The 24,836-nt window shown below is 63.9% G+C and carries 34 protein-coding genes and 1 pseudogene; 14 read left to right on the top strand and 21 right to left on the bottom strand.

The genetic code is table 11. The features are described from left to right. Window positions 1–638 (top strand): hypothetical protein (locus tag FJ471_RS27365; RefSeq protein WP_246684846.1); only part of this gene is annotated, 638 nt, incomplete at its 5' end. A 209-nt stretch (window positions 639–847) separates the two neighbouring features. Continuing rightward, on the top strand, window positions 848–1,270 hold the full coding sequence (locus FJ471_RS27370; RefSeq protein ID WP_140807838.1) for a DoxX family protein: 423 nt from the start codon (window positions 848–850) through the stop codon (window positions 1,268–1,270). Window positions 1,271–1,364: 94 nt separating this feature from the next. Here FJ471_RS27370 and FJ471_RS27375 read toward each other — a convergent pair whose 3' ends face one another. The 4 genes from FJ471_RS27375 to FJ471_RS27390 form a co-directional block, all read right to left on the bottom strand. Continuing rightward, entirely contained in the window at window positions 1,365–1,670 is a 306-nt protein-coding gene (locus tag FJ471_RS27375) for a hypothetical protein (protein WP_140807839.1), read from the bottom strand. A gap of 70 nt (window positions 1,671–1,740) precedes the next feature. Further along, entirely contained in the window at window positions 1,741–1,995 is a 255-nt protein-coding gene (locus FJ471_RS27380) for a hypothetical protein (RefSeq protein ID WP_224666937.1), read from the bottom strand. Between the two features lie 256 nt (window positions 1,996–2,251). Then, a complete protein-coding gene (locus FJ471_RS27385) occupies window positions 2,252–2,707 on the bottom strand; it encodes a hypothetical protein (RefSeq protein ID WP_140807841.1) in 456 nt (151 codons plus the stop codon). Between the two features lie 125 nt (window positions 2,708–2,832). Beyond that, window positions 2,833–3,153, bottom strand: coding sequence for a hypothetical protein (locus tag FJ471_RS27390; protein ID WP_140807842.1), 321 nt, complete (start codon window positions 3,151–3,153; stop codon window positions 2,833–2,835). 348 nt (window positions 3,154–3,501) lie between these two features. Here FJ471_RS27390 and FJ471_RS27395 point away from each other — a divergent pair, with 348 nt between their 5' ends. From FJ471_RS27395 to msrA, 3 genes are all read left to right on the top strand, one after another. Further along, window positions 3,502–3,864: a hypothetical protein gene (locus tag FJ471_RS27395; protein WP_140807843.1), complete on the top strand. Its 363-nt coding sequence runs from the start codon at window positions 3,502–3,504 to the stop codon at window positions 3,862–3,864. After that, window positions 3,857–4,225 carry a hypothetical protein gene (locus FJ471_RS27400; RefSeq protein ID WP_140807844.1) on the top strand — a complete coding sequence of 123 codons (369 nt, stop codon included), beginning with the start codon at window positions 3,857–3,859 and terminating at the stop codon, window positions 4,223–4,225. The genes FJ471_RS27395 and FJ471_RS27400 overlap by 8 nt, the downstream gene beginning before the upstream one ends. 117 nt (window positions 4,226–4,342) lie before the next feature. After that, entirely contained in the window at window positions 4,343–4,864 is a 522-nt protein-coding gene (msrA, locus tag FJ471_RS27405) for a peptide-methionine (S)-S-oxide reductase MsrA (RefSeq protein ID WP_140807845.1), read from the top strand. Between the two features lie 98 nt (window positions 4,865–4,962). On the opposite strand, the gene FJ471_RS34950 is transcribed toward msrA, so the two are convergent. After that, complete coding sequence (locus tag FJ471_RS34950) at window positions 4,963–5,139, bottom strand: hypothetical protein (protein WP_167498612.1); 177 nt, start codon at window positions 5,137–5,139, stop codon at window positions 4,963–4,965. Between the two features lie 186 nt (window positions 5,140–5,325). Here FJ471_RS34950 and FJ471_RS27410 point away from each other — a divergent pair, with 186 nt between their 5' ends. Beyond that, window positions 5,326–5,592, top strand: coding sequence for a hypothetical protein (locus FJ471_RS27410; protein WP_140807846.1), 267 nt, complete (start codon window positions 5,326–5,328; stop codon window positions 5,590–5,592). Between the two features lie 26 nt (window positions 5,593–5,618). Here FJ471_RS27410 and FJ471_RS27415 read toward each other — a convergent pair whose 3' ends face one another. The 4 genes from FJ471_RS27415 to FJ471_RS27430 all read right to left on the bottom strand — a co-directional run bounded on the left by FJ471_RS27415 (window position 5,619) and on the right by FJ471_RS27430 (window position 7,793). Continuing rightward, complete coding sequence (locus FJ471_RS27415; RefSeq protein ID WP_140807847.1) at window positions 5,619–5,837, bottom strand: hypothetical protein; 219 nt, start codon at window positions 5,835–5,837, stop codon at window positions 5,619–5,621. Window positions 5,838–6,716: 879 nt separating this feature from the next. Beyond that, the gene (locus FJ471_RS27420) at window positions 6,717–7,157 is read right to left on the bottom strand and encodes a GFA family protein (RefSeq protein ID WP_140807848.1); all 441 of its coding nucleotides are present in this window, start codon (window positions 7,155–7,157) and stop codon (window positions 6,717–6,719) included. A 122-nt stretch (window positions 7,158–7,279) separates the two neighbouring features. Then, on the bottom strand, window positions 7,280–7,546 hold the full coding sequence (locus FJ471_RS27425) for a hypothetical protein (RefSeq protein ID WP_348643371.1): 267 nt from the start codon (window positions 7,544–7,546) through the stop codon (window positions 7,280–7,282). Window positions 7,547–7,631: 85 nt separating this feature from the next. Beyond that, on the bottom strand, window positions 7,632–7,793 hold the full coding sequence (locus FJ471_RS27430) for a Thivi_2564 family membrane protein (RefSeq protein ID WP_140807850.1): 162 nt from the start codon (window positions 7,791–7,793) through the stop codon (window positions 7,632–7,634). Window positions 7,794–7,934: 141 nt separating this feature from the next. Here FJ471_RS27430 and FJ471_RS34955 point away from each other — a divergent pair, with 141 nt between their 5' ends. Together FJ471_RS34955 and FJ471_RS27435 are read left to right on the top strand one after the other, a co-directional pair. Next, window positions 7,935–8,072, top strand: a complete 138-nt coding sequence (locus tag FJ471_RS34955; RefSeq protein ID WP_181179778.1) for a hypothetical protein — start codon at window positions 7,935–7,937, stop codon at window positions 8,070–8,072. Window positions 8,073–8,163: 91 nt separating this feature from the next. After that, window positions 8,164–8,328 carry a DUF3309 family protein gene (locus FJ471_RS27435; protein WP_140807851.1) on the top strand — a complete coding sequence of 55 codons (165 nt, stop codon included), beginning with the start codon at window positions 8,164–8,166 and terminating at the stop codon, window positions 8,326–8,328. Here the strand turns inward: FJ471_RS27435 and FJ471_RS35680 are convergent. Together FJ471_RS35680 and FJ471_RS35685 are read right to left on the bottom strand one after the other, a co-directional pair. Further along, window positions 8,300–8,872: a response regulator gene (locus FJ471_RS35680; RefSeq protein ID WP_210242056.1), complete on the bottom strand. Its 573-nt coding sequence runs from the start codon at window positions 8,870–8,872 to the stop codon at window positions 8,300–8,302. The two genes, FJ471_RS27435 and FJ471_RS35680, sit on opposite strands and share 29 nt — an antisense overlap. Window positions 8,873–9,282: 410 nt before the next feature. Further along, window positions 9,283–10,185, bottom strand: a complete 903-nt coding sequence (locus FJ471_RS35685; protein WP_210242057.1) for a CHASE3 domain-containing protein — start codon at window positions 10,183–10,185, stop codon at window positions 9,283–9,285. Between the two features lie 636 nt (window positions 10,186–10,821). Between FJ471_RS35685 and FJ471_RS27445 the strand changes: the two genes are divergently transcribed. Beyond that, complete coding sequence (locus FJ471_RS27445) at window positions 10,822–12,045, top strand: anion transporter (RefSeq protein WP_140807852.1); 1,224 nt, start codon at window positions 10,822–10,824, stop codon at window positions 12,043–12,045. A 43-nt stretch (window positions 12,046–12,088) separates the two neighbouring features. Here FJ471_RS27445 and FJ471_RS27450 read toward each other — a convergent pair whose 3' ends face one another. Then, the gene (locus FJ471_RS27450; RefSeq protein ID WP_140807853.1) at window positions 12,089–12,679 is read right to left on the bottom strand and encodes a TetR/AcrR family transcriptional regulator; all 591 of its coding nucleotides are present in this window, start codon (window positions 12,677–12,679) and stop codon (window positions 12,089–12,091) included. A gap of 82 nt (window positions 12,680–12,761) precedes the next feature. Between FJ471_RS27450 and FJ471_RS27455 the strand changes: the two genes are divergently transcribed. The 4 genes from FJ471_RS27455 to FJ471_RS27470 all read left to right on the top strand — a co-directional run bounded on the left by FJ471_RS27455 (window position 12,762) and on the right by FJ471_RS27470 (window position 17,176). Further along, entirely contained in the window at window positions 12,762–13,640 is an 879-nt protein-coding gene (locus tag FJ471_RS27455; RefSeq protein WP_140807854.1) for a crotonase/enoyl-CoA hydratase family protein, read from the top strand. Window positions 13,641–13,709: 69 nt separating this feature from the next. Next, a complete protein-coding gene (locus FJ471_RS27460) occupies window positions 13,710–15,032 on the top strand; it encodes an aminotransferase class I/II-fold pyridoxal phosphate-dependent enzyme (protein WP_140807855.1) in 1,323 nt (440 codons plus the stop codon). Between the two features lie 58 nt (window positions 15,033–15,090). Continuing rightward, window positions 15,091–16,200 (top strand): branched-chain amino acid ABC transporter substrate-binding protein, encoded by a 1,110-nt coding sequence (locus FJ471_RS27465; protein WP_181179780.1) that lies wholly within the window; start codon window positions 15,091–15,093, stop codon window positions 16,198–16,200. 94 nt (window positions 16,201–16,294) lie between these two features. Beyond that, window positions 16,295–17,176 (top strand): LysR family transcriptional regulator, encoded by an 882-nt coding sequence (locus FJ471_RS27470; RefSeq protein WP_246684847.1) that lies wholly within the window; start codon window positions 16,295–16,297, stop codon window positions 17,174–17,176. A 124-nt stretch (window positions 17,177–17,300) separates the two neighbouring features. On the opposite strand, the gene FJ471_RS27475 is transcribed toward FJ471_RS27470, so the two are convergent. The 5 genes and pseudogenes from FJ471_RS27475 to FJ471_RS27495 all read right to left on the bottom strand — a co-directional run bounded on the left by FJ471_RS27475 (window position 17,301) and on the right by FJ471_RS27495 (window position 21,278). Next, complete coding sequence (locus FJ471_RS27475) at window positions 17,301–18,386, bottom strand: HPP family protein (protein WP_140807857.1); 1,086 nt, start codon at window positions 18,384–18,386, stop codon at window positions 17,301–17,303. Between the two features lie 213 nt (window positions 18,387–18,599). Continuing rightward, window positions 18,600–18,884: a hypothetical protein gene (locus FJ471_RS27480; RefSeq protein WP_140807858.1), complete on the bottom strand. Its 285-nt coding sequence runs from the start codon at window positions 18,882–18,884 to the stop codon at window positions 18,600–18,602. Between the two features lie 14 nt (window positions 18,885–18,898). Then, window positions 18,899–19,668: pseudogene (locus FJ471_RS27485) on the bottom strand (SDR family oxidoreductase). 21 nt (window positions 19,669–19,689) lie between these two features. Next, window positions 19,690–20,532 (bottom strand): alpha/beta hydrolase, encoded by an 843-nt coding sequence (locus FJ471_RS27490; protein WP_140807859.1) that lies wholly within the window; start codon window positions 20,530–20,532, stop codon window positions 19,690–19,692. A 62-nt stretch (window positions 20,533–20,594) separates the two neighbouring features. Beyond that, window positions 20,595–21,278, bottom strand: coding sequence for an alpha/beta hydrolase (locus FJ471_RS27495; protein WP_140807860.1), 684 nt, complete (start codon window positions 21,276–21,278; stop codon window positions 20,595–20,597). 160 nt (window positions 21,279–21,438) lie between these two features. On the opposite strand from FJ471_RS27495, the gene FJ471_RS27500 reads away from it, so the two are divergent. Beyond that, window positions 21,439–22,059, top strand: coding sequence for an ABATE domain-containing protein (locus tag FJ471_RS27500; RefSeq protein ID WP_140807861.1), 621 nt, complete (start codon window positions 21,439–21,441; stop codon window positions 22,057–22,059). A gap of 43 nt (window positions 22,060–22,102) precedes the next feature. Here FJ471_RS27500 and FJ471_RS27505 read toward each other — a convergent pair whose 3' ends face one another. From FJ471_RS27505 to metC, 4 genes are all read right to left on the bottom strand, one after another. Next, complete coding sequence (locus FJ471_RS27505) at window positions 22,103–22,411, bottom strand: cupredoxin family copper-binding protein (protein ID WP_140807862.1); 309 nt, start codon at window positions 22,409–22,411, stop codon at window positions 22,103–22,105. Further along, window positions 22,408–22,932, bottom strand: a complete 525-nt coding sequence (locus FJ471_RS27510) for a DUF4142 domain-containing protein (protein ID WP_140807863.1) — start codon at window positions 22,930–22,932, stop codon at window positions 22,408–22,410. The genes FJ471_RS27505 and FJ471_RS27510 overlap by 4 nt, the downstream gene beginning before the upstream one ends. Before the next feature lie 100 nt (window positions 22,933–23,032). Then, window positions 23,033–23,716: an RNA polymerase sigma factor gene (locus FJ471_RS27515; protein WP_140807864.1), complete on the bottom strand. Its 684-nt coding sequence runs from the start codon at window positions 23,714–23,716 to the stop codon at window positions 23,033–23,035. Window positions 23,717–23,861: 145 nt separating this feature from the next. Beyond that, a partial coding sequence (metC, locus tag FJ471_RS27520) for a cystathionine beta-lyase (protein WP_140807865.1) occupies window positions 23,862–24,836 on the bottom strand: 975 nt, incomplete at its 5' end.

Below are 24,836 nucleotides of genomic sequence, written 5' to 3' on the forward strand. Positions count from 1 at the left end.
GGGTAGGTGCAAGTGATTTGAGACCCCGGCGCGCCCTCCCCGAACCGAGCCCTGCACGCCGATCGTACAGGCACCGCATCGTCACGCTGATGGGCCGCGTGCACCGGCTGATGCGCATGATGACGGCGCAGCTCGATCTCCTGGAGACGATGTCGCCCAAGGAGTACCAGCAGATCCGCCTGCGGCTCGGCAATGGCAGCGGCCAGGAATCGCCGGGCTTCAAGCTTCTGCTGCGCCTGCCGCCTGATCTTTGGCGGGCCTTCAAGCATGCCTATCTCGATGGCCGCGGGCTGACCGTGGAGGATATCTACGACGAGCACTACGACCACGGCGCCGCTTACGTCGTGGCCGAGGCGCTGATCGAGTTCGACGAGCTGTTCCAGAAATTCCGCGCCAACCACCTCTATCTGATCCACCGCTCGATCGGGCTGGGCGCCAAGTCGCTGAAAGGCAGGCCGGTAGAGATCCTCGAAGGTGGCGCCCGCCACCGCTTCTTCCCCGAGCTATGGGACATACGCTGCGACATGACCGACCGCTGGGGCGCGGAGTACGGCACCGTGCGGGAATCGATCAGCCACCCGCCGCATCATTCACCTTCTCCCCTTGTGGGAGAAGGTGTCGCCGAAGGCGACGGATGAGGGGGTGCTCCAGGGAAAGCCGACGTCTCACTCCGCTGGAACACCCCTCATCCGTCTCGGCGCTGACGCGCCGATCCACCTTCTCCCACAAGGGAGAAGGAGAGGCGCGGCGCCCCGCTTCGCATAATTTTTCCCACCCCCCTGTCGGAATCCTCTCCCTTCGTCCGTCCTTGGGGCATCAACCGCTTCAACCATCCGGAGGGATACTCGTGGAAAACGTTCAATCGACCTGGCAGACCGCCGCCATTCTCATCGCCCGCCTGATCTTCGCCGCCATGTTCGCCATGGGCGTCGCCTTCAAGTTGATGGATATGGGCGCTACCGCCGGCTACATCGCCGCCGCCGGCTTCCCGTTCCCGTTGTTCCTGGCCTGGTGCGCGGCGATCCTTGAAACGCTGCTGGTGATATCCTTCCTCACCGGCGCTTATCTGACGCCGCTGGCGCTGATTGGCGCGGTCTACGTCACCTTTCTCGGCTTTGCCTTTCACGGTCCGTCGCACTGGGCCGCGGACCAGGCCGAGTTCGGTGCCTTCATGTCGCATTTCCCGTTCGCCGCCGGGCTGCTCTACGCCGCCGTGCATGGCCCGGGCAGCGTGCTTGCGCTCAAGCAGGGCTGGCCGGGTAGGGCATGACCCTTTCCTTCTCTCCCATTCATGGGGAGAAGGTGCCCGAAGGGCGGATGAGGGGCGGCGCCTGCATCTCGAGGCAAGGCGCCTCTTCAGGCCCTCACATCTGGTCGTTATACGGCTCCTTCATCTGCCCGACCATGCGCGCCAGCTTCGAGAAGGACGGCATGTCGGCCTCGGGCTGGCACTGGTTGGCGAGCTCGAGCAGCCGGATCGGGAAATTGATGGCGTCGCGGTTCGAGGCCGAGATCGCCTCCGAGCGCTCCTCGCCGGTCTCGCCGGCCTCGGCCTTGCGCAGCGCGACGTCGATTTCCTCGACGCTCAGCACGCCTTTCTTGACAAGCACATGGTTGATCGCGGCGACGGCCATCAGCAGGCCTTCGAGCTGGAGATTGGCGACGTTCATGGCGTTCCTCCCATTGACCTCGCCTCAAGAACGCATGAGCGGCGTTTCCGATCCGGGGAGGCTGCGCTGGCTAAGCCTCCATCCACCGCTCGCCATATTCGTTCCAGAGCTGCCTGATCTCGCGGTTGCCGAGCGGCGGCGTCTGGCGGTCGCCGTAGAAGACGGCGACCGCGCTGAGGTCGTATTGGCCCTCGGCCTGGGCAATGAAGCGGATTGCCTCGCCGAGCGGTCTCGAATGGAAGATCGGATCGGCCTGGCCCCGGCCAAGGCTGCGAACGCCCGAAATGCTTGCAGGCACATGCCGCATCCGAAAAACGGATGCCATGGCAGGTCTGTCCATGCCGCTCTCCGCGATTCCCTGAGGAATGATCCCATAAGCACCGGCTAATGACCAGCCCGGGGGACAACCGGCCACAGCGACAGGGCAAGGACAACACAACCTTGAAAAGAAAAAGCCTGAGACACGGAGAAAAAAGGGCCGGGCGCGACGGCCTGGCCCTCCTTCGGCGCGGCCGTTGCAAAGGCAGCCTTCGCTCACGACCTCCTACCATCCGGGCCGTATGCGGCCAGGGCGGGAAATCCTATCGATGCCAGCGACGCAGCCAGTCCGGCTCCGGATCGGTGTTTCGGCTGATCGCCATGCCGGCCAGCAACCCGACCAGGCCACCGATCAGCATTGCGGTGGAGAAGGTGCCGGGGTTCTGCTGCACCGTTTCCGAAACGCTGTGCGCCTGGGTGCGCAATTGGCTCGCCGCGCGCGACGCATGATCGGAGGCGCCGCTGTAAAGGGTCGTCGCCCGGTCGGCCGCGCTTCGGTACCAGCCCTGCGCGGTCTCGGCGGCTTCCTCGGCCTGTTCGGAAAGCGCGCGGTTCAGACGGCTCACCTCGCGTTTCAGCTCGGCGATCTGTTTCTTCATCGCGTCTTCCGATGCCCTCGATGCGCGTGCGCTGCTGCGCGACGCAGCACTATTCCGCGCGGCGGTGGTTTTCGTGTTGCCGTTGGCCGAATTGGCGGTGCTTGTGTCGTTGTCTGCCATCGGTTTCTCCTTTTTGCCTCCTGGAACGGCCAAGCCGCGGCATGGTTCCCGCAAGCTGCCTACCCGGCCAGAAAGCAAGGGCCGCGGAGCACGCTCCGCGGCCCTTGCTTCAAGCCCGGCGCCCGTTACTTGCCGCAATTCTTGTCGTTGACGTTCGGCGCCATCGTGCCGGCGGTCGAGTTGTTCGCATCGCCCACCGCGCCCTGCGGGCTGGTCGGGCAGTTCTTGTCGGCGTTCGAATTCATGTCGCCACCGGTGACGCTGCCGGTCGTGCCGGTATCGGGCGCGGCTTGGTCGGGCGGCGGGCTGCCCGGCGTCTTCGGGTCGACGGTGATGGTCTGACCGCTGCCGCCGCCATTATCTCCGGCGGTGCCGGCGGTCTGGGCCATCGCTGCCGTGGCGAGGCCGATGGTCAGGGCGGAAGCTGCAAGAATCCTCGTAAGCATGGTCTTCTCCTCTCTGTTGCGAGACGGTTGTCTGTCGCGTTGCGACCAAGGGTGGAACCCCTCGGACCAAGGTTGGTTCCGACAAATTTCGCCGGGCTTTGGGCTGACGGTTCAATCTGTGGCTGTAGGGCGGGTGTTCGCCGATGATGGTTGGAGGAGGGCCGGTTTCCGGAAAGGTAGGAAAATGTACCTAGAAGCTATTGCAGGGTGAGGGCAGCTATGCTACTATTTTGTCCATGGTGCTGATTTGCGCCAACGACCCGCCGCCAGGCGGGTTTTGTTTTTTGGTCCATCCATTTCTTTTTAAGCGCTGGCGGGACAGCGCCCCCCTGCAACACCGAGGCCCAGATGCCACGCTACGCCACCATCGTCACCGCCGATGACGGCGCCGAGATCGTCAGCGCCATCGCGGAATTTGAGGGCACGGACCTTCCGCGCCACAATGTCGAGCAGGTCGTGCCCGGCGTGCGCATCGGCATGATCCGTGGCGGCACGGTCGATGCCGTCGCCGGTTTCGGCTTTCCGCCCCAGGGCGTTGGTCCATGGGCAGCCCGCGCCGCCATCGCGACGTTGAAGGTAATGGCCGCGCCGGCGGCCGACGGCGAGCCCGCCAAGCCGACACGCGCCAAGCCGCGAAAGAAACCGGCGCGCAAGGTCCGCAAGGCCAAGGCGGCGAAAGCCGCGCCATCGGACACTGCGGCCCATGGTTGACGAAAACAGGCGCCGCGCCGGCGCGAAGCGGGTAAGCCGAAAGCCGACGGCCACTCAAGCCGGGACCGCTCCGCGCACCCGCCCGAAGCGCCCGCGAAAGACGTTAGTCGACGACTTCGCGGCAGCCCTTCGCGCCGACTTCCGCGCCCATGGCGCCGGTGTCATCGCCGCGGTCAGGGCCGAAAAGCCCGACCAGTATCTCAAGGTCGTGCTGACGCTGCTGCCCAAGGATTTTTCGGCCAAGGATTCCTCGGACGGTGTAGATGCCCTTCGAGGTGGTAGTGCGGAGATTCAAGCAAACGCCGGATGCGTGATCGTGGCGGCATCGAAGCCGCGCAAGCATGTATCTTCGAAACATTGACGGGTACATCGTCCACACCGGATACTTCGGTGCTGATGTCAGCGATCAGCCCGCTCGAGCCGCTGGAAGAACCCGGCCACAACGCCTATCTATGGAGCAATCCAAAGGAGGTGTGACATGGCTTTTTCCACCGAACGCGCAGTGCTTGCCGGCGGCTGCTTCTGGGGCATGCAGGATCTGATCCGGCGCCTGCCCGGCGTGATCTCAACGCGAGTAGGCTACAGTGGCGGCGATGTTCCGAACGCCACCTACCGCAATCACGGCACCCATGCCGAAGCGATCGAGATCGTCTTCGATCCGGCCAGGACCAGTTTCCGCACGCTGCTCGAATTCTTCTTCCAGATCCACGATCCGACGACAAGGAACCGCCAGGGCAACGATATCGGCGCGAGCTACCGCTCGGCGATTTTCTACGCCAGCGATGAACAGAAGCGAATCGCCGAGGACACTATAGCCGACGTCGACGCGTCCGGCCTGTGGCCTGGCAAGGTCGTCACCGAGCTTGCTCCGGTCGGGCCCTTCTGGGAAGCGGAGCCCGAGCATCAGGACTATCTCGAGCGCTATCCCAACGGCTACACCTGCCATTTCGCGCGGCCGGGCTGGAAGCTTCCGGTCCGCCAACAGGCGGTCGCGTCGTAGTCATAGACCGGCTGTCGACACAGCCTTACGCGCTTTGATCCGCCCGCCATGCCGCAAGGCATGGCGGGCTTTTTGCGTTCCGGTCCGGACGGGCAGGCTCAGCCTTTGGCTCGCCGGCCTTCATGTTCGTGGCTGCCGATCCAGTGGGCGCGGATGCGGTCGCTGGCTTCGAGATAAGCCATGTCGATCAGGTAGGTCAGAAGCTTCTCGCCATCGGCCTCGGCCTTCTGGCGAAGTTCTCGCAAGATCCCCTGCGCGAACTGCAGGTTTTCCATTTTGCTAGGCTGGTCCATGGGTGCCCCCAAATGTCTGTGCGGTAAGTTTGGCTCACTATGCTTGTATGAGGATTGTCGCCTTGCTCGCGGCGAAGCTGTACTCAGTTGCACCGACGCCCGATCAACGAACCTGTTGGACATTGCACGGAAATGTCGATATTTTACGCGCCCAATCGGATAGCAACCATGCACGAAGACGAGGGCACTCCAGACAAGTTGCAAGCCATGCTTGACGTGATTGCCAGGAGCGAGCCCTCGAGCGAGAGCGGGCAGACGGATTTCAGCCGGTTGAAGGCCGACGCCGCCAAGGCCGCTGGTGTGCTGATTGAATTTTACGGCGATGCGGCCCTGGAACGGGCCAAGCTCATCGAGCGCCGATCGCCACAGTCGCATTTCGCGCGCATGGTCGCGGCTGAAGTCGGCAGGCGCGGCAAGCTGCGGCCCGGAAACTGACCCGCAGACGACCGGCGAAAGCAGCTTCAGGACGATCTTCGCCTCCCCAGCCTTGCGCCAAGCCGCTGCTCGACCTCTTCCTCGATATTGTCCAGAAGGTAGGACAACATGTCGTTTCCGATCGATCGCGCTATGTCTTTGGCCTGCCCGACATGGTTGTGGATCTCGCGCAGCGCCTGTTCCTCGCACGCGGCATCCTTCGTCAGATCGACGAACCAGCCAGGATAGAGCGCCGCTTCGCCCACCCCGTCGACATAGCATTGGCCGACGGCCAGGATCTTGCCGCAGCCCCATCTTTTCCGAACGGACCCGGTACACTTCCCTGAAGCCGGACCTGCGCTCGATAGCCTTGCGAATAGCCAATCGAACCCTTGGGCGGTCTTCATGGTCGATGTTTTGCATCCACCGTTCCAGCGGTGCGCCGTGCGAGAATTCGTCGAGCGTCAAGCCGAAATAGTCTGAAAGATTGGCGTCGCCATAGACACGGTCGCGCTTGATGTCCCAGGTCCAGAACCCGTCGATCGGCGGATACCGCATATGCATGTTTCGGCCGTGTTCAGGCGCCGCCGTCATGAAGCCGCCCCGTCCGGTTTCAAGATTCGGCAGTACCATGTCGCAAAAAAGAGAAGAAACAAAGATGGCCTTTTGTACAAGGCCGAAAGTCATAAGGTCCGCTGCGGCTGAAAATTCGGGGCGTCATATTTGATATGACCAGAAAGAGCGCGAGAAGAAAATTTCTTGAGCCGAAAGAATTTTCACTTTGGTGTTGCAACTGCAACTTGGTATTTCACATGATAAGCGCAGCGGCCAGGCAGGCAAAACAACCCCAGAGGTTGTATTGCCGTAAGAAGCATGGTTGAAAATTCTTATATTTTGTAAAGCGAATGAAACTCTTTGCGTGCGGTGCCTGGAACCGTCAGGGACCACGACCTCATGTTCAGCCGCACTGCAAATGCTAGCGGTCGCTGGTTGGCCGGCAAACCGACCGCTGGTTGAAAAAGGGCAAAACTTCGAGAAAAGTCCGAGCATATCAATTGACGGTCGAGCGCTTTCCCGGACGCGCCGGGAGTCCCGATGGACTGAAGGTCGTTGTCGTTCCGACCAAAGTCCACCATGAGCCCGACCTAGGCCGACCTTTGCTGTGGTTCCGCGCCGGGTTCATCGCCTGCGGCCGAATCATCGGCGACCCGGTCATGCTCGAACTGACGCGCCGCGGGCAGGGGCTGCAACCAGGGCTCGCGGCGTCCGACCCAGAGTTCGTAGCTCGGTACCAGTCCTTCGGTTGGCGAAACATCCAGGCTGCCGATCGTGACCTCGGCCTCGTCATCGCCGACGAACGGGACGCGGCTACCGCAGGTGGGGCAAAAGCTTCGAGTGCCATAGCCGCTGGTGATGCCGGTGGTTTCGAACGCTCGCAACGGCCATACGGCATAGGCATGGAAGGCCGATCCGCTTGTCTTGCGGCAGTCCTTGCAGTGACAGAGGCCGGCCCGGAGCGGCTCGCCCGTGACGCGGAACTGCACGCCGCCACACAGACAACTGCCGCTGCGCGCGATTTCAGGCATTGCCCTTCCTCCTGCGGTCATGCGCGAAGCCAGGTTCCCTCGTGCCCGGCACGTTCCCGCTGCTGGCTGCTACAACCCGCATGAGGTTCCAATGGTTCCGCGCCGCGTCGCTGGAAGCGTGATCAATCCGGAAGGTTGATCGGCTCCTCGCACCGGTAGACCCGGCATTCGCCATCCTTGGTCCGAATCGTCGTCGAGATAGGCACTTCCGGCCAGTCGCACTCATTGCCGAATTGCCGCACGAAGCGATCATAAGTGTCCGGACCTGTGGTCAAGACCGCGGCATGGCCGGTTTTGATCAACGCCTGCGTCTGCGCACAAGTCATCGCGCGCGCGTCTGGTCGGGCGTAGGCGGCGCTCACGCTGCACAACAGCGTGGCGGCCCACAATATTTTGCCTGCGGCAAATGCAATCGACGGGGTCCTCATGGGACACCAGGCTTTGACGTTTCCAGGTGTCGAATATGGGTCGCGGCTAGAACACTGCAAGATATTTGAGCAGCGAAATGATCCCGATGATGATGACGATGATCTGCGCGATCTGGCGCGCGCGGGCATCGAGCGGCAGGCGCTGCACGAGATAGAGCACCAGGATCACCACCAGGAAGGTGATCAGAATGCCGATAAGTACGCCCATGCCTGCCTCCGTTTTGTTCCCGCGCTCGCCCTAAGCGGGCTGCCTCAAACGTCGCGTGCGTGAAAAAGGTTCCATCGGGATGAAGTGGAACAGGAGACGAGGCCGATCGTTCTTCAGCATCTTCGAATATTCAGGTGGAACATGAAGGACATATTCAGCACCGCTACCATCATCGCCTCGATCGCAATTGCCATTGCGCTGATGTTTCTGGTCCCCATCAAGCTTGAGGCCAAGCCTGGGCAGACGATCATTTCATCCCACTCGGTCAGCGGTGAATAGAGGCCGCATATGAGCGGAACATGCGTGCGGCTTGCGAGTTGATCTTATCATAACAAGCGCGGGATCGCACTGTCAGAGAGAGGAAGAAACCATGGGCCTCGGCACAATTCTCATCATCATTCTCATTCTTGCCCTGCTTGGCGGCTTCAGCGGCTTGGGCGGCGGGCCGTTCTACGGCACCGGCTACTATGGTGGCGGCGGCCTGGGGCTGGTTCTTGTCATCGTCGTCATTCTGGTTGTGCTCGGACGGCTCTGAGCTTCGCCGTCAGTTGTTCCAGTGTGAACGGCTTGGCGATGAAATGCACATCGTGGTCGAGCACGCCATTGTGCACGGCCGCGTTGCGGGTGAAGCCAGTCATGAACACCACTTTCAGCGAGCGGGAATGCTTACGTGCCTGTTCGGCCAATTCGCGGCCATTCATGCCCGGCATGACGATATCCGTCAGCATCAGCGCGATGGCTGCATTCTCGCCGAGTTTGCGCAGCGCCTCTTCACCGCTGGCGGCCTCGATGACCGTGTAGCCGAGTTCCAGCAGCGTGGCGGCCGTCGAAGCACGCACGCGGGCGTCGTCCTCCACGAGCAGGACGGTTTCGGTTTGCGGGACATCGCTCCTGGCGGCGCCTGTCGCCTCTTCCGGGCCGGTGAAACGTGGACCGCCGGATTGCTTGACGAAGCCGAACACCCGGCTGAGCCCGAGCCCTGTGCCTTTGGCCGCAGGCTTGGTGGTGAAGAATGGCTCGAAAGCCTGGGCCATGATATCGGGCGACATGCCGGCGCCGGTATCGGTCACCGCGATCATGACATACTGGCCGGCCTTCACCTCCGGATGCGCCGCCGCATAGGGCCTCGTCGAGACAACTGTTGGCCGTCTCGATGGTGAGCTTGCCCTTTTCGTCCATGGCATCGCGCGCGTTGACGGCCAGGTTGATGATGGCATTCTCGACCTGGCTCGGGTCGGCATGCGTTTTCCAGAGACCGCCCGCCAGCACCGTTTCGATCTCGACCGCGTGGCCCAGCGTGCGGCGCAGAAGGTCCGACATGCCGGTGACAAGGCGATTGGCGTCGACGATCTGCGGCGCCAGTGGCTGCTGCCTGGAAAGGCAAGCAGCCTGGCCGTGAGGTTGGCGGCGCGGGCCGCGGCATCGGCTGCCGCCTCGACGAAGCTCTGCACGTCATGCTCGCCGCGGGCGAGCTTGCGCTGCGCGAGGTTCATGGCGCTCGTGATGACGCCAGCATATTGTTGAAATCAAGGGCGATGCCGCCCGTGAGCTGGCCAACCGCCTCCATCTTCTGCACCTGGCGAAGTTGCGACTCCGCCTTTTCACGCGTCTCGATCTCGTTGAGCAGCGCCGCGTTCTTGGCGCTCAAAGCGTTCTGCGCCGTAGCCACCTCCTGGAAGCTGCGGCTGGATTGGCGGATCGTGTAGATGCCGAGCAGCGCGGCGAACGAGCCGGCGCGCAACCAGCCTTCGATCTGCTCCATGCGCTCCGCGCGGGAAGCGAGGCTCGCGCCATCGATGCGCCGGATCGCGTCGATATTGGCTCGGATCTGGTCCATATCCAGCTTGCCCCGGCCGCCGCGCACGATGTCCAGAGCCTTCGCCGTGTTGCCCGTGTCGTAGAACCCGATCGTCTCCTTGAGCTCGGCCTGCTTACGGGCAAGCGCGTCCTTGATGCCGACGACCTGCTGCGCCCTGTCGCTGCCGGTCGGAAACATCTCGTCGATGCGCTTGAGCAGCGCCGGCAGCCCATCGACCGCTTGCTGGTACGGCAGTAGGTAACTCTTTTCGCCCGTCAGCAGATAGCCGCGCTGGCCGGTCTCGGCGTCCTGGGCAAGCGAAAGCAGGCTTGCGAGCAATTGCTGGCCTTCGATTGCTTCGCGGCTGGCATTGCGGTCGGCAGTCTGCGTTTCGGCGAGGATTGCGCGCGCGCCGATGATCAGCGCGACAATGGCAAAGCCAGCAAGGAGCGGAAGCGCTTGCCATCGCAGGGCGCGTCGCAGTCGGACGATCATTGCTTTGTCGGGCCTGAGGAAACCGTGGAGTTTAGTAAGTGGTAGGCGGCGGCAAAGCGCAAGGCAATAGTTGAGTCCATCGGGCAATGAATGCAGCAAGTTAGCCAGGTCTGGCTGCGTCAAACTTTAATGACAGCGGGCTCGGCCTATGGGGAAAGGAAGATTCCGTTGTGACGGCGTTTGGCGGCCGACCGGCACTCCACGGGTCTCGCTAGGGCGTTTCGCCGTTCACGGAAAACGGCGAAACGCCCTATCTCTTTGTTTTTTACGCAATTCCGGACGAAAAACCGCTCACACCTTTCCTGGAATTGCTCTAGCTCTGGCGCCCGCTACACTCGAGACAGACGATGCTGTGCCCAGGGCAACTCAGCCTGTGCGTGCCTTCCGGGCAGCAATGGCCGTTCGAGCTCAGCCAGCGCGCGCAAACGAAAACCTTCTTGGCCCCGTGACAGCGGGAGCATTCCTGCGGACGCATCAATTCCTCCCGTGACGGGATGCGATGTTCCGCCTCAACGACCGTGTTCATCCGTTTAGTCCCCAACGCCTGGATTATCGGTCAGATATGTTAATTCACTGTTCTTTACATTAGGGTTTATGAATGTGAAAGCCACGAAAGCGTCGGCGCGCTTCACATCTTTGGGTGCTTTCCCTTTGCGCAGCCCTTGCTAAATGTGTTGCCGCGCCGTGCTCCGGCCGATTCTGACGGGCAGGGCAGGCAACGGGAAGCTTCTTGCAATGACATGGACCGGCGCGGGCGCGCTTTTCATCCTGGTGGCCACTTATGCCGGCGTAGCCGTTGGCCGCATTCCTGGCCTGCGCCTCGACCGCGCCGGCATCGCGTTGCTGGGTGGCGCCGGCATGATCGCCATCGGCGCGATCCGCATCGAGGATGCCTACAAAGCCATCAATTTCGACACCATAACGCTGCTGCTCGGCATGATGATCGTCGTGGCGCATCTGAAGGTTTCGGGCGCGTTTCGGGCGCTCGGCGGCTTTGCCATCGAGCACGCCCATGCTCCCTTCATGCTTTTGGTGATGGTGACGCTGTTGACCGGCGTGCTCTCTGCGTTCCTGGTCAACGACGCGATCTGCCTGGTGATGGCGCCGATCGTCGTCCACGTCACCAGGGTCATCAACCGCAATCCGGTGCCCTACCTCATCGCGACCTGCACGGCCTCGAACTGCGGCAGCGTCGCCACCATTACCGGCAATCCGCAGAATATGGTGATCGGCGCGCTGTCCGGCATTTCCTATCCGGCTTTCACGCTGGCGCTCGCGCCGGTGGCGCTGTTCGGCCTGCTCTGCGTCATCCTTATCGTGCGCATCGTCTACCGCGCCGAGTTTTCCCGCCCCGCCGAACTCAGCCCGGAGGTCTATCGCGGCCGCATGCTGCCCGGGCAGGTGCTGAAGGCCACCATCGTCTGTGTCTTGCTGGCGCTCGCCTTCTTTGCCGGCGTACCCGTCGCCAAGGCGGCGCTGATTGCCGGCGCCTTCCTGCTGGTCACGCGGGCGATCAAGCCGCGGCGCATCTACCGCGAGATCGACGGGCCGCTGCTCTTCATGTTCGCCGGCCTGTTCGTGGTGGTGGCGGGCGCGGAACGCACGCTGCTCACACCCGATATGATCGCCTGGGCGAAGAACATCGGCCTCGACGATGTCTGGCGGCTCTCCGGTTTCACCGCGGTGCTTTCCAACATCATGAGCAACGTGCCGGCGGTGCTGGCGCTGCGGCCTTTCATTCCCGGGCTGGAAAACCCGGAGCGCGCCTGGCTGGTCGTGGCGATGAGCTCGACGCTTGCCGGCAATTTCACGTTGCTCGGCTCGGTCGCCAACCTGATCGTCGCCGAGCAGGCGAAGGCGGCGGGCAAGGAGCTTTCCTTCTCCGCCTTCTTCAAGGTTGGCCTGCCGCTGACGCTGGTGACGCTTCTCGCCGGTACGGCCTGGCTGGCATGGTCCTGAAGGCGCGTCCCGGCCGGATCGCGTCAATCAGGAGCGTCCAGGCCTAAGCGCCGTCCTTGCCTGCCATCCGCGCCCGCACCAGCGTCGCGGCGGCGTGGCCGGCGGCGGCGACGTAGTCGGGATCGTGATGGATCAGCATGCTGGAAAAGGCGCCGTCCATCAGAAGCACGATCTCACGCGCCAGCATCTTCGCCGCGCCGACATGGTGGCTTGAAAGCGCGCCGGCCAGCCATTTTTCGAAATTGGTCTTGTGGCGCGCCCCGGCCTTCACCGCCGGATGCCCGGGCGTCGCGGCCAACTCGGCCGCCGTGCGCAGGAAGCCGCAGCCCTTCCATTTGGGGTGGCGCGCCACCCGCGCCAGGTTGGTGAAGATTGCTTCTACTTTTCTGTCCGCGCCGCCCTCCGCCGCATCGAACCAGCCGGCCATCTGCTCGAGATTGGGCTGGTCCCGGCCCTCGAGATAGGCCGCGATCAGATCGTCCTTGCTCTTGAAATGGTAGTAGAGCGTTCGCTTGGTGAGCCCCGCTTTCTCGGCCACCGCATCGACGCTGACGCGGCCGATGCCTTCGGCATAAAAGAGCTTGGTCGCCGCATCGACGAGGCGCTTTCGGGTGGGATTGGTCTTTTCGCTCATCCTCAAAGTATACCGACTAGTGAATATACAAGCAATCGAAAGCCTGCTCCTTATCCCGCCGAACTGCCGGAAAGGAAAAGTCATGACTGACCTTGTGCTGAGCGAGACGCGCGACCGCGTCGTCATCCTTACCCTCAACCGCCCCGACAAGCTGAACGCGCTGAATTACGCGCTGATCGACCGGCTGCTTTCGCTTCTCGACCAGGTCGAGACGGACGATGGCGTGCGCGCCGTGATCCTCACTGGGTCAGGCGATCGCGCCTTCTCCGCCGGCGCCGATATCCGTGAATTCGCAGTGAGCGTGGCCGAAGGCACCGATGCCGCGCTGCGCGATTTCGTGACGCGCGGCCAACATCTGACGGCGCGGCTGGAAGCCTTCCGCAAGCCGGTGATCGCCGCCGTCAACGGTCTCGCTTTCGGCGGCGGCTGCGAAATCACCGAAGCGGTGCCGCTGGCGATCGCCAGCGATCGCGCTTTGTTTGCAAAACCCGAGATAAAACTCGCCATGCCGCCGACATTCGGCGGCACGCAGCGCCTGCCGAGACTGGCCGGTCGCAAGCGCGCGCTGGAACTGCTCCTCACCGGGGATGCGTTTTCACCCGCCCGGGCACTGGAGCTCGGCCTCGTCAACCACGTCGTGTCGCACGGTCAGCTGATGCCGGCCGCGTTCGACCTCGCGCGCCGTATCGTCAGCCACTCGCAGCCGGCGGTGGCGAGCATCCTCACCGCAGTGGCACGCGGCCTCAACCAGAGCATCGCCGAAGGCCTGCTCGTCGAAGCCGAGCAATTCGCCCGCATGGCGCCGACAGCCGATCTCGGTGAAGGGCTGGCGGCGTGGCTGGGTAGACGCAGGCCGGCTTGGGACGGGTCATGGACTCACATCACACGGCCGGACGAGACAAGGCGGAGTGGCAGGGAACAGGATTCTCTTACCCCTCAAAAATCTAAGCCTAACGGCTAGAACTCCTCGTTTGCGCGCCGAGCCTTGGTCGCGCCACGATGCTCCATCCGATCCAGCATGGAGGCACCGATGACCGCTCTCGCCCGCAGGCCCTGGGTTCCCGCCCATTGCGAGGATTTCGTCCAGGACCTTGCCAGAGCCACCGGCGGGCAGGACAGTGCGGTCGTCCTGGCCGCGATCGAGGGCGGCATCGCTCTCAACCGGTCGATCCACGAGGATGACGCCGTCAATCTCAATCCGGCGACCAATGTTATGAACCCGAAGGCGGAAGCGGCCCTTGCTTCCGGTCTCGGCTCGCGCCCGTCGCTCGGTTATCCCGGCGACAAATACGAGATGGGCCTCGAGGGGGTGGAGCGGATCGAGGTCATTGCCGCGGAACTGGCGGCAGAAGTGTTCGGCGCGCGCTATGCCGAAATACGCGTGCCTTCGGGAGCGATCGCCAACCTCTACGCCTTCATGGTCGCGGCGCGTCCGGGCGATGCGATCATTGCGCCACCGCCTGCGATCGGCGGTCATGTCACGCATCATATGGCGGGCTGCGCCGGGCTCTATGGGCTGTCGATCCACCCGGCACCTGTCGATGACGACGGCTATACCGTCGATGTCGGCAAGCTGCGCGCGCTTGCCCGGCAAGTACAGCCGAAGATGATCACCATCGGCAGCAGCCTCAATCTTCTGCCCCATCCGATCCGTGAGATCAGAGCGGTTGCGGACGAGGTTGGCGCGCTGGTGCTGTTCGACGCCGCCCATCTCTGCGGCATGATCGCCGGCCATGCTTGGCAGCAACCGCTGGAGGAAGGTGCCCATCTGATGACGATGAGCACGTACAAAAGCCTCGGTGGCCCGCCATCCGGCCTGATCGTCACCAACGATGCCGGCATCGCCGAAAAGCTCGACCGTATCGCCTTTCCCGGCATGACTGCCAATTTCGATGCAGCGAAGTCGGCGGCCTTGGCCATCACCATGCTCGACTGGAAGGAACACGGCCGCGCCTATGCCGCCGCCATGGCTGCTACCGCCAAGGCGTTGGCCAGGGAACTCGCGGATCGCGGCCTGCCAGTGTTCTCGACTGCGAAGGGCCACACCACTTCGCATCAGTTCGCGATTGAAGCCGCCGAATTTGGCGGCGGCCAGGTGGCCGCAAAGCGGCTCAGGCGCGCCAACATCCTTACCTGCGGCATCGGCCTGCCACTCGAGGCGGTGGAGGGCGACATGAACGGCCTGCGCATCGGCACGCCGGAGATCGTGCGCTGGGGTATGACCGAGAAGGTCATGCCGGAGCTTGCCGCCCTCATTGCCAGGGGGCTTCGCGGCAACGATGCCCCGGAGCAACTCGCGAATGACGTCAGTGAATTCCGGCGCCGGTTCACGAAGCTGCACTTCGTAAGCTGATCGCCTGAACCAGCGGGCAGGGAGCCCGCATCTTCAAAAAAGGGGAATGACCATGCGCATGATTCTGCGATTGATGACTGCTGCACTGATGACGGCCGCCGCGGCCGGTGCCGCCCGAGCCGATATCGTGCTCGGCGTCGCCGGCCCGATGTCGGGGCCGAACGCCGCCTATGGTGAGCAGTACCGCGTCGGCGTCGAGACGGCGGTGGCGCGCATCAATGCCAATGGCGGCGTTCTCGGCCAGAAACTTTCCGTCTCGGTCGGCGACGATGTCTCCGATCCGAAGCAGGGCGTCTCGGTCGCCAACAAGTTTGTTGCTGACGGCGTGCGTTATGTCGTCGGCCATTACAATTCCGGCGTCACTATCCCGGCATCGGAAGTCTATGCCGAAAACGGAATCCTGTTCGTCACGCCCACCGCCACCAACCCCACGGTCACCGAGCGCGGCCTTTGGGACGCCTTCCGCGCTTGCGGCCGCGACGACCAGCAAGGCATCATCGCCGCAGAATTCGTGCTCGAGCAATTCAAGGACAGGAAGGTCGCGATCGTCGACGACAAGTCGACGGCGGGCAAAGGCCTCGCCGACGAAATGGCCAAGGCCTATAATTCGGGCGGTGGCAAGGAGGTGCTGCACGAGGAGATCAATCCCGGCGAGAAGGACTACAGCGCGCTTGTCGCCAAGATCAAGGAATCCGGCGCCGAGCTTGTCTATTATGGCGGCCAGCATACCGAGGCGGGCTTGATCGTGCGCCAGATGCACGACCAGGGCGTGAAAACCGTCCTGATGGGCGGCGACGGCATATCCAACAGCGAGTTCGGCGCCATCGGCGGTGATGGCGCGGCCGGCACGCTGATGACGTCCTTCCCCGATCCAGCGACATTCCTCGAAGCGAAGGACGCCGTTGCCGACCTGAAGGCGAAGAACGTCCCGACGGAAGCCGTCACGCTCTATGCCTATGCCGCGACCCAGATCCTCGCCGAGGCGATCACCAGGGCCAAGGCCGACGACCCGAAGGCGGCGTCCGACTATCTCCATTCGGGCGCCACGATCCCGACCGTGCTTGGCGCCATCTCCTATGACGAGAAGGGGGATATCAAGCAGCCGGGCTTCGTCGTATTTGAATGGCGGAAGGTCGATGGCAAGCTGGCCCCGGTGCCCCTCAAATAGGCCTGCGGGGCGCCGGCGCTGGCTGCTTTTCGACAGACAGATTACCGCGGCCAGCCGCTGGCCGCGGTTGCCCTTTTTGGGGGAAAGCCGGACAATGGCCGTCAATCCGCCGCGACCTCGCATGCCGCCGCTCAATGCGCTCAGGGCGTTCGAGGCGGCGGCGCGGCATGAAAGCTTCGCCAAGGCGGCGGATGAGCTAGGCGTAACGCCGGCCGCCGTGTCGCATCAGGTCAAGGCGCTCGAAGCATGGCTGGGCTCGGCGCTCTTCGTGCGCCATGCGCAAGGGCTGCACCTCACCGAGGCCGGCCGTTCGGCGCTGCCCTCCTTCTCAACCGCCTTTGACGCCATGGGGCTGGCCGTGCAGGAGCTGCGCGCCTCGGCGCCGAAGCCGCAGGTCAGCATCGCGGCGCTGCCTTCGATCGCGCAGCTATGGCTGGCGCCGCGCTTGCCGGCGTTGCGGGCGGCGCATCCGGCGTTGCGCCCCTCCATCCATGCGCTGGAGGAGCCGCCCGATTTCCGGCGCGAGCCCTTCGACCTTGCCATCTTTCTCACCAGGCCGGGCGTAGGGCGCTCGTCAAGACTTTGCGACGATGTGATCTTCCCGGTCTGCGCGCCTTCGCTGGCGAAACAGTTGCAGGCTCCGGCCGATCTCGCGGCGCAGCTTCTGCTTTGGGACACGACCTGGACCGGCGACTGGAGCCTGTGGTTCAAGGCGGCCGGCATCAAAGGTCCGTCGATCGAGGCGGGTTCTGAATTCTCGCTCTACAGCATGGCGCTGCAGGCAGCGGTCGACGGGGCCGGCGTGCTGATGGGGCATGAGGCGCTGGTATCACGCGCCTTGGCCGCAGGCTCGCTGGTGGCGCCGTTCCCCGCTTTGCGCGTCCCGACCGGCCTTGCTCTGACGATCCTGGCGCCCGACCGTCCGCCGGCGCAGGCCGTTGAAGTGATGGATTGGCTGCTCGCCGCGCGGGACTGAGACGGCAACTGACGCAAATCGCGTTTGCCGCCTCGTGGTCTCGCCGCCTTGAGACAGGCCCGGCGTCGCCCCTCCTGCCTCGAAAAGCCGGGTAACTTAGCCACCAAGCCAGGCGCTTGGCAGGCTATTCCGCCGCCTCGGCGAAAGGGGTTCCCACCGGTCGCACGCGCGCGGCCGCCGCCAGCATGTCGGTCTGGGTGATCAGGCCGAGTATATGCCGCTCGCTATCGACGATCACCACGGCATGGCTGCGCCCGTCGGTCAACACTGGCAGCAAGCTCATCGCCGGCGTGTCGGGCGAGGCAGTGCCGGCCCTCGACATCACCCCTTTCACCGTGTCGGTGGCTCTTGTGAGCTCGCGCAGGCCGACCGCCCCTGTAAGTTGGCCGTCCGCGTCGACCACCGGCAGGGTGCGGATGTTGTGGTCGATCAGCTGTTTGCGCGCATCGTCCACCGTGGCTGTTTCCGGCACCGAGATCACGTCGCGGGACATGATGTCCCGGCAAAGCAGCGTGCGCTGCGAGCGCACCATCGCCTGCAACTCGACCTGCCGCAGCAGGCGTTCGAGGTCTTCGCGGTCGATGTCGAAGGTCTCGTCGAGCGCGGAAAGCGCCGCATCGACATCCTCGGGCCGGAAGCCGACACGCTCGGCCGGTGGCCGATCCGCGGTGCCGTGACCGCTGGCGGCGGGCACATGCACATGGGGATAGTTGCGCCGCGACAGCTTGTGGAAGAGGAAGCCCAGCGCTACCAGCAGGATCGAGTTCAACGCCACCGGCACAAAAGGAAATAGAAAGCCGGCGGCCGCCACGGCCGGGCCGCCGATCACGCCAGTGAGAGCTGCTGCGCCTCCCGGCGGATGCAGCGAACGTGTGAACGACATGGCGGCGATGGCCAGCGCCACGGCGAGACCCGAGGCGATCACCGGGTCATGAACGAAACGCGCCACCGTGACGCCGACAAGCGCCGAGATCGTGTTGCCGCCGATGATCGACCAGGGCTGCGCCAACGGGCTCGATGGTACGGCAAAGAGCAGCACCGCGGAGGCACCCACCGGCGCCACCAGCATCGCCACGTATTCACCCTTGCCCATCGCCAGCCCGCTAACCACACCGGTCAGCGCGATGGCGACCACGGCGCCAAGGCAGGCGATCATCCGCTCACGCAGCGTGGCGCCGGCAAGGATCGGAACAAAGAGGCGGAATGCCATGGCGGGTCCTGGATCGAATGGGTGGAATTGCGCTGCACGCAATGCCGTTGAAAACCCGGATTTGGAAGCCAAACCAATCCGTATATCCACGGTCGAGGAGAATATTATTGCGCTGCCGATTGTGTACGAGGTGCCGCTAGCGGCCTCGGCTTTCTCAATCGCGTCAAGGCCTTACGACCATTTGCGGAATCGACCTGGCAAGCGCGGGCTACGTCACCTTTGCTTCGGCCGGACGATGAATCCCAGCGCGCCCAGCACCTTCACTGCGCCGCTCTTGCCGCCCTCGAAATCGCCGGAGGCGAGCCGCGCGCCCGTGGCGAGCTCATAGGCGGTGCCGAGGATGGCTTTTGGCGGGTAGAGGCGGTCTTCCCAGGCCAATTCATAGGTCGTCGTCGGCGCAAAGCCGTGCTCGGCGAAAAACCGGTCGGGCCCCGGCCGGTCGTAATCCTCTATCGCGCGCAAGACATGCGCGCGCGTCATGCGGTCCCAGGCAATCATTTCATTGTCCTCCTTCAGACAGACTTCACTTCGCCGCCGTCCATGCGCAGCGTCGAGCCGGTCATCCAGCGCGCCGCCGGCGAGACGAGGAAAGCCATCAACTCGGCGATCTCTTCCGGCTCGCCGTGGCGGGCGATACCGGCTTCCTTCGGAAAATTCGCCGTCGCATCCTCGACGCTCATCTTGTGCAGCGGCGCCCAGTGCTCGAGGTAGGAGCGTCGCCGGCCGGTCATCACCGGTCCTGGCAGCACGCTGTTGACCTGCACGCCCTCGGCGATGCCGCGGTCGGAAAAGGCTTTGGCGAGCGCCACGATTGCCGCGTTGATCGTTCCGACCGCCCCACAAGGCGCTTGGGAAACAGCGCCGAATTGCCGGACATCAGAACCACCGAGCCGCCGGCCGCCTTCAGCGCCGGCCATGCAGCGACGGTCAGCCGCCGGGCGCCGTGCAGCTTCAGCGCAAGGCCGGCGTCCCATTGCTCGTCGTTCATCTCGAACAGATCGATCTGCGGGACGGCACCGGCGATGTTGAGCAGCGCGTCGACGCGCCCGAACCTCGCGAGCGCCTGGTCGACCACCGCTTGCGCGGCATCTGGCCGGGCAAGGTCGGCATCGATGACCAACACCTCGGCACCGGCCGCTTTCGCAGCCTCAGCTGTCTCTTCCAGCTTCGCCCGGTTGCGAGCAACCAGCACCAGCGCGGAAAAGTCCCGCGTCAGCCGGATGGCGGTGGCCTGGCCGATGCCCTGGCTGGCGCCGGTGATGACGGCGACGGATTTCGACATGGCGAATCTCCTTTTTCCTGGTCAGCCGAGAAAGTCGCGGATGGCGGCGGCGATGTCCCCGGCATGGGTTTCGAGCGCGAAGTGGCCGGTGTCGAGAAAGCGCACCAGCGCGTCCGGCATGTCGCGCTTGAACGCTTCTGCGCCCGGCGGCAGGAAGAACGGATCGTTCTTGCCCCACACGGCGAGAAAGCGCGGCTTATGGGTGCGGAAATAGGCCTGGAAGGCCGGGTAGAGCGCGACGTTGTTCTTGTAGTCGCCGAAGAGGTCGAGCTGGATCTCTTCCGCGCCCGGACGGCTGAGATAGAAACTGTCCAGCGAATGGCCGTCGGGAGAAACGAGCTCTGCGGGCGCGCCATGCGTGTACTGCCAGGCGACCGCCTCCGGCTTGAAGGCGGGGCGCAGCGCTTCGCGGTTGGCGAGCGAGGGGTCCCGCCAATAGGCGCGGATCGGGTTCCAGCCCTCACCCAGGCCTTCCTCATAGGCGTTGCCGTTCTGCGAAATGATCGCGGCGATGCGCTCGGGATGCTTCACTGCCAGCCGGAAGCCCGTCGGCGCGCCATAGTCGAAGACATAGACGGCGTAGCGATCGAAGCCGACCACCTCGGTGAAGCGGTCGATGATCTCGGCGATGCGGTCGAACGTGTAGGTGAATTCGCCGGCCTGCGGCATGTCGGAACGGCCGAAGCCGGGCAGGTCGGGCGCGACGATATGGAAGCGGTCGGCGAGCAGCGGAATGAGGTCGCGGAACATATGGCTCGAGCTCGGAAAGCCGTGCAGCAGGAGCAGTTTCGGCGCGCCATGCCGGCCAGCCTCGCGGTAGAAAATATGGAAGCCGTCGACATTCATCGTCCTGTAAGCGGTCATCTTTTTCTCCGTTTTCATAACTGTGTCGATTTGCATTTGGGGGTTATTCGAAAGCCTAAGCGTCAGCGCCGCGTAGCCTCCAGGATGATCTCGACGACAGCGTCGGGCGCGGTGACCATCGGCGTATGATCCAGCGGCAGTGAGCGCGTCCTTGCCTTCATGCGCGCCGCCATGAAACGTTGGGTTTCGGCGGCGATCATGCGGTCTTCCTCTGCGATCAGGAACCAGGCTGGCCGATCGCGCCACAGCGGCCTCCCTACGGGAACCGTGATGCAGGCCGGCGAGATCGGCCGCTGGACCGCGCGCAGCACAGACAGCTCCTGCGCCGAGGCTTTCTGGGCGAAGGCATCCGCAAAGGCGTCGTCGGGCAGATAGATCAGCCCGTGTGCGTCCGGTGTGAGTCTCGGCGCTTTTGGGTGCGGTTCGGCACGGGTGAACACGTCCGCCACCGTCTCGCCTTCGCCCGGCGCGAGCGCGGCGACATAGACCAGCGCCTCGACCCTGTCGCTTCGCGAGGCGCCGACCACCGCGCCCGCATAGGCGTGGCCAACCAGGGTGATCGGCCCCTCGATGCGCTCCAGCGTGCGGTCGAGCGCCGCAACGTCATCCTGGAAGGACATCAGCGGCAGCGGCGCCGCCACGACATTGAAGCCTTGCAGGGCAAGCGCCGCGATGACCTTGGCCCAGCTCGATCCGTCGGCCCAGGCGCCATGGACCAGCACGACATTCATTTGCTTCGCGGACATGTCGCTTCCTCTTGCTGAATTGATAACCATATTGAATTATTTAGAACGGTTACGATTTGGGCGGATAACTTGTCAAGAAGCTGCGAACCGGTTATCACGGAGTCGTGTTCACGATGGATGCCCGCGGCGAAAGCTGCCTGGCGCTGAATTGGAGTTCTCGATGGTTCGTTCACCCGCGCTTTTTGTCGGCGACGCGCCCGGCCTCGATTTCCTCAACTCGATCGCGACCCCGCTCGACACGCCTGTCGATTGGATCGACGACGGCGAGGGCTTGCTGGACTGGCTGGGGCAGGCGCGGCTGGCGCCGGCAGCGGCGCTGGTAGCCATTCGCAGGCAGGCGCTGCCCGGCGAGCTCGACAAGGTCGCCGATCAGGCGCGGCATTTGCGCGAATGGTTCAGGGGCTTTGTGTATGGGCACAAGGGGCGGGCGCTGGTGGCTGCAGATCTGGCGGAACTCGACCCGCTCAACCGCCTGCTGGAACGCGACGAGACCTTCAGCCGGATCGCGCCGGCCGACGGCGGCGCGGCGTTGGCCCTTCAGACGGCCCGCAAATGGCGCACGCCCGAGGCGCTCCTGTTGCCGATCGGCGAGGCGCTGGCCTCACTCGTCTGCACCGAGGATTTTTCACATGTGAAGGCTTGCGAAGGTCCGGCCTGCACGCTGCTTTTTGCCGATCATACGCGCGGGCATCGGCGCCGCTGGTGCAGCATGGCGGCCTGCGGCAATCGGGCAAAACAGGCCGCGCATCGGCATCGGCACAAGGATCACGACCATCGCTAAGTCGAGCGAGGCGCGGCGCACCTCGCTCGACAGCTGGATCGGTTTACGGGGCCACCTCGACATGGCCCTTCATGTTGGGATGGAAGCGGCAGAAATACTCGACCGCCCCGGCCGCCTTGAGCGTTACCTTGCCCTTCGACGTTGCCGGGATCATCACATCCCAGCCGCCTTTGACGGTGGCGGTATGGGCGAGAATGTCCTTGTTCGTCCATTCGATCGTGTCGCCGACCTTGGCCTGAATGTTTGTGGGCGAGAAGACCAGCTTGTCGATCGTCACCTCGATCGTCGCCGCGAACGCGGGGGATGAGCCGAGCGCCAAAGCCAGCGCTGGCGCAAGAAGCAGCGGCCTCATTTCAGCATGCCGGCGACATGTTCGGCATGCTGCTCATGCCCTTGGAAGATCTTGAGGCCGGTCTCCAGCAGGCTCTTCAGTTCGGCATTGCTAGCCGAGGGGATGAGCAGGGTTTCGAGAGCGCTGTCGACCTGCTTGTGATAGGCCACTTCGTTGTCGATATAGGCCTTGTCGAAGGCAGCCCCCTTCAGCTTCGCCAGCTTGGCGCGCTCTTCCTTGGCGGCCTTGGCCAGTGCCTTGCTGGTGTCGTTGTCCTCGGGCGTGACCTTCAGCTTCTTCACTAGGTCGAGCGCCTGCTTGTTCACCGCCTCATGGTCGCGCTCCATGTCCTTGGCGAAGTCGACGACTTCCTTGTCCTTGGACTTCTTGATCGCCAGCTTGGCCGCTTCGACGTCGATCGCGCCGGCCGTATAGGCGATGTGGGCGATCTGCGGATCGGTGGGCTTTTCGGCGGCTAGCGCCAGCGGCGCCGTGCTCACGAAGAAAAGGGCGGCGAGGGCGGCAGTCGGTCGCATAAACATGACATCTCCTTCGCCCGGCGGCGCTGGCCCCGGGCTTCATCTGGTGTTGACTGCCATTGGACGCAGGCGAGAACGAAACGTTCCCGGGAAAAGACCGAAATCAGGGCTCGAATCCGAGCCTTCTCATCACTGCCTGCGTCAGCCGCTCGCAGCGCCGGCCGGCGAAGGGGAAGGCGTCGAGCAACACCGGGCCGATCTCGTCGTCCAGCGCCTTTCGCACCAGCGTCCGCGCCCGGTGCAGCCTGGTCTTCACCGTCTCGGGCCGCACGCCCAGAAGGTCGGCGGTTTCCTCGATGCTCAGCCCCTCGATGACACGTGCGACGAAGACGGTGCGATAGACATCGGGAAGGCTGTCGGTCGCCCGTTCGACGAGCCCGAGGATCTGCCGCTGCGCCATCGTCCGCTCCGGATCGTCACTTGGGTTTAGGGGAAACCGGATGATCTGCGCCTCCGGGTTTTCGGGCATCGCCACGATGCGCTTGCGCTTGCGCAGCCGGCCGAGCGCCTCGTTGATGACGATGCGGGACAGCCAGGTGGAAAGCGACGCCTCGCCGCGAAAGGCGCCGAGATTGGCGAAGGCGCGCATATAGGCCTCCTGCACGACGTCTTCGGCCTCGGCGTCGTTGCGCACCACGCCGCGCGCGATGCGGTAGAGCCGCTGGTTGTGCGTCTTGATGATGGCGCGGAACGCATCCGGATCGCGCGCAAGAGCCCGGCGCACCAACGCCAAGTCGCCGGCCTCGGCCGCGCTGACCTCTGCGGCTTCAATAGCAGGCTTTCTCATCTCGCCCCGATCTCCCGGCAATTGTTACATCCGCGATTGGATGCGCCTGCCGGCAAAAGGTTCCCGAGTTGGTTGCACGGGCCATGCTACTGCTTTGGCCGGGGCTTGTCTGCCGCTGTTGTGGTATCCTGCGCCGATCAGCCGGTCACCCCGCGGCCGCGGCCGCGGCGAGCCCGCGCAGAATGTCGGCCTTGAGGTCTTCGACATCCTCCAGCCCGATCTGCAGGCGGATCAGCGGGCCGGCATAGGAGCCCTTGGCAACGGTGCGGTCGCCGAGGAAGACTGGAACGGCGAGGCTCTCATAGCCGCCCCAGGAATAGCCGAGGCCGAAGATCTTCAGCGCGTCGAGGAAGGCGTGCTGCGCCTTTTGCCCGCCACCGTCGAGCACGATCGAGAAGATGCCGCTCGAGCCGCAGAAATCGCGCTTCCATAACGCATGGTCTGGATGGCTTTCGAGCGCAGGATGCAGCACCTGCGCGACACCCGGCTGCGTCTCCAGCCAGCCCGCGATGTCGAGCGCGCTCTGGCGGTGATGCTCGAGCCGCACCCCCATCGTGCGCAACCCGCGCAGCACCTGGTAGATGTCGTCGGGTCCCGAGCAGCAGCCGAGCATGCAGAAGCCCTCATAGAGCTGCTTCCAATAGGTCTCGTTGGCCGACACCGTGCCGAGCAGCACGTCGGAATGGCCGGCCGGATATTTCGTCGCCGCGTGGATCGAGATGTCGACGCCATGGTCGAGCGGCTTGAAATAGAGCGGCGTCGCCCAGGTGTTGTCCATCATCACGATGGCGTTCGCCGCGTGCGCCGCCTTGGCGATCGCCGGGATGTCCTGCACCTCATAGGTGTTCGATCCCGGCGATTCGGTGAACACCACCTTCGTGTTCGGCTTGATCAGCGAGGCAATGCCGGCGCCGATATGCGGCGCGTAATATTCGACCTCGACGCCGAGCCGCTTCAGCATCGTGTCGGCGAAATGGCGTGTCGGATGATACACGCTGTCGACGATCAAAAGATGATCACCCGCGGCGAGGAAGGCAAGCAGCGGCACCGTCACGGCGGCGTTGACCTCTTCCAGCTTCTCGAACACGACGGGGTTGTACTCCATCTTGTTCTTCTTGAA

It is taken from the genome of Mesorhizobium sp. B2-7-1, from assembly GCF_006440735.1.
Classification (GTDB): Bacteria; Pseudomonadota; Alphaproteobacteria; order Rhizobiales; family Rhizobiaceae; genus Mesorhizobium.